The 6,957-nt window shown below is 71.6% G+C and carries 7 protein-coding genes; 4 read left to right on the top strand and 3 right to left on the bottom strand.

Annotated elements, in window-relative coordinates; genetic code table 11:
- Positions 1-280: 280 nt before the first annotated feature.
- Together ACFRCG_RS48010 and ACFRCG_RS48005 are read right to left on the bottom strand one after the other, a co-directional pair.
- Entirely contained in the window at positions 281-1,537 is a 1,257-nt protein-coding gene (locus tag ACFRCG_RS48010) for a class I SAM-dependent methyltransferase (RefSeq protein WP_380043006.1), read from the bottom strand.
- A gap of 340 nt (positions 1,538-1,877) precedes the next feature.
- Positions 1,878-2,762, bottom strand: a complete 885-nt coding sequence (locus ACFRCG_RS48005) for a TIGR04222 domain-containing membrane protein (protein ID WP_380043005.1) — start codon at positions 2,760-2,762, stop codon at positions 1,878-1,880.
- A gap of 305 nt (positions 2,763-3,067) precedes the next feature.
- Between ACFRCG_RS48005 and ACFRCG_RS48000 the strand changes: the two genes are divergently transcribed.
- The 3 genes from ACFRCG_RS48000 to ACFRCG_RS47990 all read left to right on the top strand — a co-directional run bounded on the left by ACFRCG_RS48000 (position 3,068) and on the right by ACFRCG_RS47990 (position 5,821).
- A complete protein-coding gene (locus ACFRCG_RS48000) occupies positions 3,068-4,396 on the top strand; it encodes a M20/M25/M40 family metallo-hydrolase (RefSeq protein WP_380043004.1) in 1,329 nt (442 codons plus the stop codon).
- Positions 4,397-4,608: 212 nt separating this feature from the next.
- Positions 4,609-4,848 (top strand): chaplin, encoded by a 240-nt coding sequence (locus ACFRCG_RS47995; RefSeq protein ID WP_379998452.1) that lies wholly within the window; start codon positions 4,609-4,611, stop codon positions 4,846-4,848.
- 313 nt (positions 4,849-5,161) lie between these two features.
- A complete protein-coding gene (locus ACFRCG_RS47990) occupies positions 5,162-5,821 on the top strand; it encodes a chaplin (RefSeq protein WP_380043003.1) in 660 nt (219 codons plus the stop codon).
- A gap of 135 nt (positions 5,822-5,956) precedes the next feature.
- On the opposite strand, the gene ACFRCG_RS47985 is transcribed toward ACFRCG_RS47990, so the two are convergent.
- On the bottom strand, positions 5,957-6,142 hold the full coding sequence (locus ACFRCG_RS47985; protein ID WP_078978027.1) for a DUF5703 family protein: 186 nt from the start codon (positions 6,140-6,142) through the stop codon (positions 5,957-5,959).
- A 118-nt stretch (positions 6,143-6,260) separates the two neighbouring features.
- Here ACFRCG_RS47985 and ACFRCG_RS47980 point away from each other — a divergent pair, with 118 nt between their 5' ends.
- Positions 6,261-6,902, top strand: coding sequence for a hypothetical protein (locus ACFRCG_RS47980; protein WP_078978026.1), 642 nt, complete (start codon positions 6,261-6,263; stop codon positions 6,900-6,902).
- Positions 6,903-6,957: the final 55 nt, after the last annotated feature.

Genomic DNA, 6,957 nt, shown 5'->3' with positions numbered 1-6,957 from the left:
GAACGGCACTCGCCGTTCGGGGCCTTCGTGGATCACCGGCACCTGCCCGGCACCGGCCCGGGGTCGGTGCCGCTCCGCCCGGCCACACCCCCGCGACGGCCGATCGGAGCGGACCCCTCGCCCGCGTCACAAGCAGATCACGCGGGAATCCCTCGGCACTTCAGGGGAAGCCCTCATCTTCGGCGGAAACTTCGAGGGAGTCGCCGACCCGATTCCCCGACATTGCCCCCGAACCGGGCTTCCCGAGGCGGATCTCCCTCGGATCTCGCCGCTTGCCCCCTCACGCCTCCATCAGCAGGTATTGCCGCACGTCCAGGTAGCCGGACCGGAAGCCCGCCTCCGACCAGGACAGGTACAGGTCCCACATGCGCCGGAACACGTGGTCGAAGCCCAACGCCTCGACCTCGTCGGCCCGCCGGTCGAACCGCTCCCGCCACAGCCGCAACGTCTCGGCGTAGTGCAGGCCGTACGACCTGCTGTCCGCGACCCGCAGCCGGGTCGCGGCGGCGGCCTTGCGCACCGCGTCGTCGGAGGGGATCAGACCCCCCGGGAAGATGTACTTGTGGATCCACGTGTACGTGTCCCGACCGGCCAACATCCGGTCGTGCGGCATCGTGATCGACTGCAACGCGACCCGGCCGCCGGGTGCGAGCAGTCGGTCCAGCACCGCGAAGTAGGTGGGCCAGTACTCCTCCCCCACCGCCTCGATCATCTCCACGCTGACGATCGCGTCGTAACTGCCGCTCACGTGGCGGTAGTCGCGCAACTCGACCCGGACCCGATCGGCCAGGCCGGCGTTCGCGATCCGCGCCACCGCCAGGTCGCGCTGCTCGGCCGAGATGGTGATGGTGTGTACGTCCGCCCCGCGTTGGGCCGCGCGCAGTGCCAACTCGCCCCATCCGGTGCCGATTTCCAGCAGCCGGGTACCGGGGCCGACGTCCGCCAGGTCGAGCAGCCGGTCGATCTTGCGCCGCTGGGCCTCGGGCAACCCGTCCTCGTCGGCGTGCGGTCCGCCGTCGGAGCCCTGTTCGAAGACCGCCGACGAGTAGGTCATCGTCTCGTCCAGGAAGGTGGCGAACAACTCGTTCGACAGGTCGTAGTGCCGGTGGATGTTGCGCTTCGCGCCGGCCACGGTATTGCGCTGCGCACGCGGCAGGCGCGGTATCGCCAGGGGCCGAAGTCGCTGGAGCGCCGGGGGAATCAGCGTGCTCACCCGGGAGGCGAACACGGTGAGCACCGCGGTCAGGTCGTCCGCCTCCCAGTCGCCCGCCTGATACGCCTCGCCGAAGCCGATCAGCCCACCCGTGCCCACCCGACGAAAGAACGCGTCCGGCCGCACGATCCGCATCACCGGCGCCTTCGCGTCCCCGTCGCCGCGCATCGCACCGTCGATCCACACCCGCAACGGCAGCCGGGCCACCGCTCGTTCGAACAGGAAGCGGGCCGCGGCGGCGCGCAGCGGTCGACGCGGCACCTCCGCCACATCGGGCCAGCGCACCGGATCGACCCGGGTCGGGGCAACCTCGATCACACTCAACGCAGACTCCCTCCAGTCCCGTGCCCGCACCACGGGTACGCCGCGCGGCCGCGCACCCGGTTGGTGCGACGTGACCGTCCGCGCCGCGCCTCCCTCCGGTTCGGGCCGACCCGATCGACGGCTGCCCGCCTCGGGAGGAACGGCGACTCGTAGAACTCCCATTCGAGTCCCACTCTTCCCGGAACGGGCGGCGACAGCCGGGGGCCGGGAGAACCCGTCCCGGACGGTCGCGACGGGGCGTCGTGCGCGGCGCGCGGCGGCGGCCCGACGTGCGTCGGCTCCGCATCCCGGAGTCGAGGACGCGGAGCCGGATTTCTTCGATCGTCGAGCGGGCGCGGGCTCAGCCCCCGCAGCCGCCGCCACCCCCGCACCCGCCGCCTCCGCCGCAACTGCTCCCGCCACCGCAGCTGCTGCCGTCGCCACCGCCGCCACCGCCGCCGCCGCCGGAGCCGCCGGAGCCGCCGTACGCGACCAGCGCGAGCCGGGCGTCCGGGTCGGGGTGTGCGGCCAGGCCGAGGCAGGCCACCACGAACAGGCCGGACAGCGCGCCCGCGCCGACCAGGGCACCGGAGCGGCGGTCGGCCCGCAACCGTGCGGTCAACTCGCGCAGCTCCCGGCGGCCCGCCGCGGTGGTCCGAAAGCCCGCCGCGGTCAGCCCCGCGAAGACGAAGGTGAACACGATCATCGGGACCAGGAAGCCGATCGGCCGGCTGTGCGCCAGGCCGTTGACGAAGCGGGCGATGCCCACCAGTCCGAGCACGAACAGCAGCCGGGACGGCGTCTTGGCGATCCGACGCGCGAGCGGCGAGTGCAGCAGTCCGCGTTCGACCAGGCTGCGCTCGATCTCCTCCCGCATGGGAGCGCGCGACCAGCCTCGCAGCAGGGCGAGTCGGGTGCCGCGCGTGGTGCGGACGATGTCCAGCATCGCCGCGGCCACCGGCTCCGGCGGACGCGATCCGGTCGCGGCGGTGACCCGCCCGACCCGCTGGACGTGTACGTAGCCCTCGGTGATCAGGGACGCCAGCGCGGTGTCGGCGACCCGCATCGGGCCACCCGCCAGGTAGGCCGCGTCGTACGCGCCCAGCGGTCCGCCGCGCGCCTGGCCGCGGATCGCCCAGGCGAGCACGATCCGCAACACGATCGCCAGGACCACGAGGCCGAGGGCGATCCCGCCGTAGAGGCGGAGGAATTCGGGACCCGTCAGACCCCACGCCGTGCCCTTCATGTGACGTCTCCTCCCGATCGTCCGACTCGCGGGTGTGTGCGGCTTGTTCACCCTGATCGGGAAGGTAGCAGTGGCCCGATCCCCCCGGTCAGAGGCATCTCCCTACGTTCGGGCACCGTCGCCGAGCGGTCGCCGCGCGGCCCCGTACCGACCCCGCGACCGACCCCGCGACCGAACCCACGACCGAACCCGCCCGACCGATTGATCGTCGGAACGGTGCCCGGGCTCGGTCGGATCCGCTCGCGGGTGCAGGATGGTGGTACACCCGTACACACGTGCCGTTCCGCCTTCCCCGAGGAGCCGTCATGACGGAGGCTGTCCGTCCCCAGCCCACCACCCGCGCGGAAGACGAGGTCGTCGACCTGTGTCGCGACCTGATTCGCATCGACACGAGCAACTACGGCGACGGATCGGGGCCGGGTGAACGGGCCGCCGCGGAATACGTCGCCGAAAAGCTGGCCGAGGTCGGCCTTGAGCCGAAGATCTACGAATCCGAGCGCGGCCGGGCCAGCACGGTGGTCCGGATCGAGGGCGCCGACCGGTCCCGACCGGGCCTGCTGATCCACGGCCACACCGACGTGGTCCCGGCGAACGCCGCCGACTGGACCCACGACCCCTTCTCGGGCGAGATCGCCGACGGCTGCGTGTGGGGTCGGGGCGCGGTCGACATGAAGGACATGGACGCGATGGTGCTCGCGGTGCTGCGCGACCGGGTACGGTCCGGCCGGCCGCCCGCGCGTGACGTGGTACTGGCCTTCGTCGCCGACGAGGAGGCCGGCGGGCTGTTCGGCGCCCGGCACCTGGTGAACAACCACGCCGACCTGTTCGAGGGCGTCACCGAGGCGATCGGCGAGGTCGGCGGCTTCTCCTTCACGGTCAACGAGGACCTGCGGCTCTACCTGGTCGAGACCGCCCAGAAGGGCATGGACTGGATGCGGCTGATCGTGGACGGCACCGCCGGCCACGGCTCGATGATCGCCAAGGACAACGCGATCACCGAACTGGCCGAAGCGGTCGCCCGGGTGGGGCGGCACAAGTTCCCGGTCCGGGTCACCAAGACCGTGCGCGCGTTCCTGGACGAGGTCTCCGACGCGCTGGGCATCGAACTCGACCCGGACGACATAGAGTCCACCATCGAGCGGCTCGGTCCGATCGCGAGCATCATCGGCGCGACCATCCGCAACACCGCGCAGCCGACCATGCTGAACGCCGGGTACAAGGTCAACGTGATCCCCGGACAGGCCACCGCCCACCTGGACGGCCGGTTCCTGCCGGGCTTCGAGGACGAGTTCCACGCCGAGTTGGACGCGGTCCTGGGCCCGCGCGTGCGCCGCGAGACGATCCACACCGACCAGGCCCTGGAGACCGGCTTCGACGGCGCCCTGGTCGAGGCCATGTCGGCCGCACTGCGCGCGCACGACCCGGCCGCGCGCGCCGTGCCGTACTGCCTGTCGGGCGGCACCGACGCGAAGTCCTTCGCCGATCTGGGCATCCGCTGCTTCGGGTTCGCGCCGCTCAAGCTGCCGGCCGACCTCGACTTCGCGGGCATGTTCCACGGCGTGGACGAGCGGGTCCCGGTGGACGGGCTGAAGTTCGGTGTCCGGGTACTGGATCACCTGCTCGACAACGCGTGAGACATCGCCGAGCGGGGGCGCGCGGCCGGGCCCGGGAGCCAATCCCGAGGCCGCGTCGCGCGCCCGTCGGCACCGCCGGCCCGTGGTTTCCCGGCCATCGGGCCCGAACGAGTGAATACCTCGTGGAGCACGTAGCCTGCGACTGATCCGGTCGTTTCTTCTTGTGCGGCGCGCATGCGCGTCGTGGTGTCTACAAGGAGGACGGAAGAATCATGAAGAAGATGGGCAAGGCCGCGTTCATCGTCGCGGCCGGCAGTGGTCTCGTGCTCGCCGGTGCCAGCGGCGCCATGGCCGACGCCGAGGCCGACGGCGCGGCCGTCGGCTCCCCCGGTGTGCTGTCGGGCAACAACATCCAGGTGCCGATCCACGTGCCGATCAACCTGTGCGGCAACAGCATCGACATCGTCGGGATCCTGAACCCCACGTTCGGCAACACCTGCATCAACGCCTGATCCAGGCCCACGCCCTCGATGGCGTGTGGACGGCCCCGGGACCGCCACGGTCCCGGGGCCGTCCCGCTGTGTCGCCCGCGCCCACCCGGGCCCGGCGGCGTGGGCGCATCGACGGTCGTCTTCGTTCGGCCGAGCGCCCGTCCGGGCCGAAGCGCGGGCGAAAACAATCGGAACATGGTTGCAAGGAAGGCCGAAACTCAGCCATACGAGCGAATCGCCGTCACCCCGGTGACCTCCGGTGTCGACTCTCGTTGGACGACCGTGCGGGGTCAACGTCCCCCGCCCCTCGCGAGAGAGACACAGGGGTACCTACATGCACCAGCTCGCCAAGAAGGGGCTGTTGGTCGTCGTCGCAACCGCGGGCGCACTCGCGTCCGCGGCCGTCGGCGTGGCCAACGCCGGCAGCGAGGCCGACGGAGCGGCCGTCGGCTCGCCCGGCGTGTTGTCGGGCAACAACATCCAGGCGCCGATCCACATCCCGGTGAACATCTGCGGCAACACCGTGAACGTCATCGGTGCGCTGAACCCGGCCTTCGGCAACCACTGCGCCAACGTGTCGACCAACAAGCCGCCGCACACGAACCCCCCGACGACGCACCCGCCGACCGGCAAGCCGCCGACCACGTGCCCGCCGACCACGTGCACGCCGAGCACCAAGCCCCCGCACACGAAGCCGCCGACCACGTCCCCGCCCACCACCGGCGGCACCAGCGGCGGCTCGACCGGCCACAACACCGGCGGGTCGACGGGCGGCACCACGGGCGGTACGACCGGCGGAACCACGGGCGGGACCACCGGCGGCACCACGGGCACCACGACCGCCGGCGGCTCGGCCGGCAGCACCGGCGGCTCGACCGGCGGCGGATCCCTCGCCCAGACCGGTTCCGACGCGCTGATCGTGGCCCCGATCGGCGCCGCACTGCTGCTCGGCGGCTTCGTCCTGTACCGTCGCGCGCGGCCGGCCCGGGACTGATCCCGACCCACGGAACCGACCCGCATCGACCGGGCGCACGACGCACCCCGACGCACGCCCGGATGGACCGCTCGCCCCTGGGAGGACAGGGGCGGGCAGTCCGCGTTTTCGCCTCGCTCACATGGCGCGCATCCGTCACATGGTGCGCACCTGTCGGATGATCCGGCGCCGGAGCACCACCCGGCGGCTGCCGTCGCCGCGCAGGAGCAACCGGTCCAGCTCCCAATATCCGTATTCCGCCTGCTCGGTCAGGATCCGACACGCGTCCCCGCGGGACGTGCCGCGCGGAATGTCCAGTTGCCGAAACTCGTAGTCCGCCATGTTTCCATTCCCCGGCGCCCGCGCCGCCGGCGCGGTGACCGGCCTTTTGGTAGGCCAACAACTCCGCCATCAGTGAACCATTGTGCGCGCGTGGGGCTCTTGCGGATAACGTCACCCCATGACCGGTGTTGCGCAGCCCACGCCAGAGCAGGTCCGTGCCGCCGCGGACGTTCTCAAATCGGCGATCGACGACCATCTGGCCGCCGTCGAAGCCCGCCAGGGCGAGAGCGACCCGGCCGTCTTCGCCGCGTACGACGCGCTCGCGGCCGCCGCGGAGGCCTACGACGAGTTGTTGTACGACGCCTACGACGAGGTCACCCCGTTCGAGGTGCCGAGCAGCGGCGAGGAAGCCGAATACGAGGGGCCGACCAACCCCGAGGCGGTGACCGTGCTCATCCGTCGCGACTACGTGATCAAGGATCTGATCACGCTCGTCGACCACGCCCGCCGGGCCGACGCGGAGGCCGGCGAGAACGAGCCGGCCGTCTCGCCGCGCGATACCGGCGCCGACAGCGCGTCCAGCGCGGTCGCGGTGCTCTTCGACGTCTACGATCCGGACGAGATCGCCCAGCGCGCCGACGAACTGGGCCTGGAACCGGGCGACTCGACCCTGTGGGTGTCCGCGATCGAGCCGACCGAACCGGGCGAATGGCTCGACGCCCCCTTCGAGGACGCGGATCCGCGCAGCATCATCTACCGGTTCGAGACGAGCACCGCGTACGAGGACGACCTGGAAGCCCTGGAACGCGATCTGCACTGACCGACGCACCGATCGACCCTCGCCGGTCCGGTCACGGATCATCCGGGTGCGGGGG

Source organism: Embleya sp. NPDC056575 (genome assembly GCF_042793325.1).
In the GTDB taxonomy this organism is placed as follows: Bacteria; Actinomycetota; Actinomycetes; order Streptomycetales; family Streptomycetaceae; genus Embleya.
This window is presented reverse-complemented; position numbering and strand designations above follow the sequence as displayed.

Coding starts and splice junctions, on each gene's coding strand:
- ACFRCG_RS48005 (WP_380043005.1), bottom strand. CDS start 2,762: ATGAAGGGCACGGCGTGGGGTCTGACGGGTCCCGAATTCCTCCGCCTC.
- ACFRCG_RS48000 (WP_380043004.1), top strand. CDS start 3,068: ATGACGGAGGCTGTCCGTCCCCAGCCCACCACCCGCGCGGAAGACGAG.
- ACFRCG_RS47995 (WP_379998452.1), top strand. CDS start 4,609: ATGAAGAAGATGGGCAAGGCCGCGTTCATCGTCGCGGCCGGCAGTGGT.
- ACFRCG_RS47990 (WP_380043003.1), top strand. CDS start 5,162: ATGCACCAGCTCGCCAAGAAGGGGCTGTTGGTCGTCGTCGCAACCGCG.
- ACFRCG_RS47985 (WP_078978027.1), bottom strand. CDS start 6,142: ATGGCGGACTACGAGTTTCGGCAACTGGACATTCCGCGCGGCACGTCC.
- ACFRCG_RS47980 (WP_078978026.1), top strand. CDS start 6,261: ATGACCGGTGTTGCGCAGCCCACGCCAGAGCAGGTCCGTGCCGCCGCG.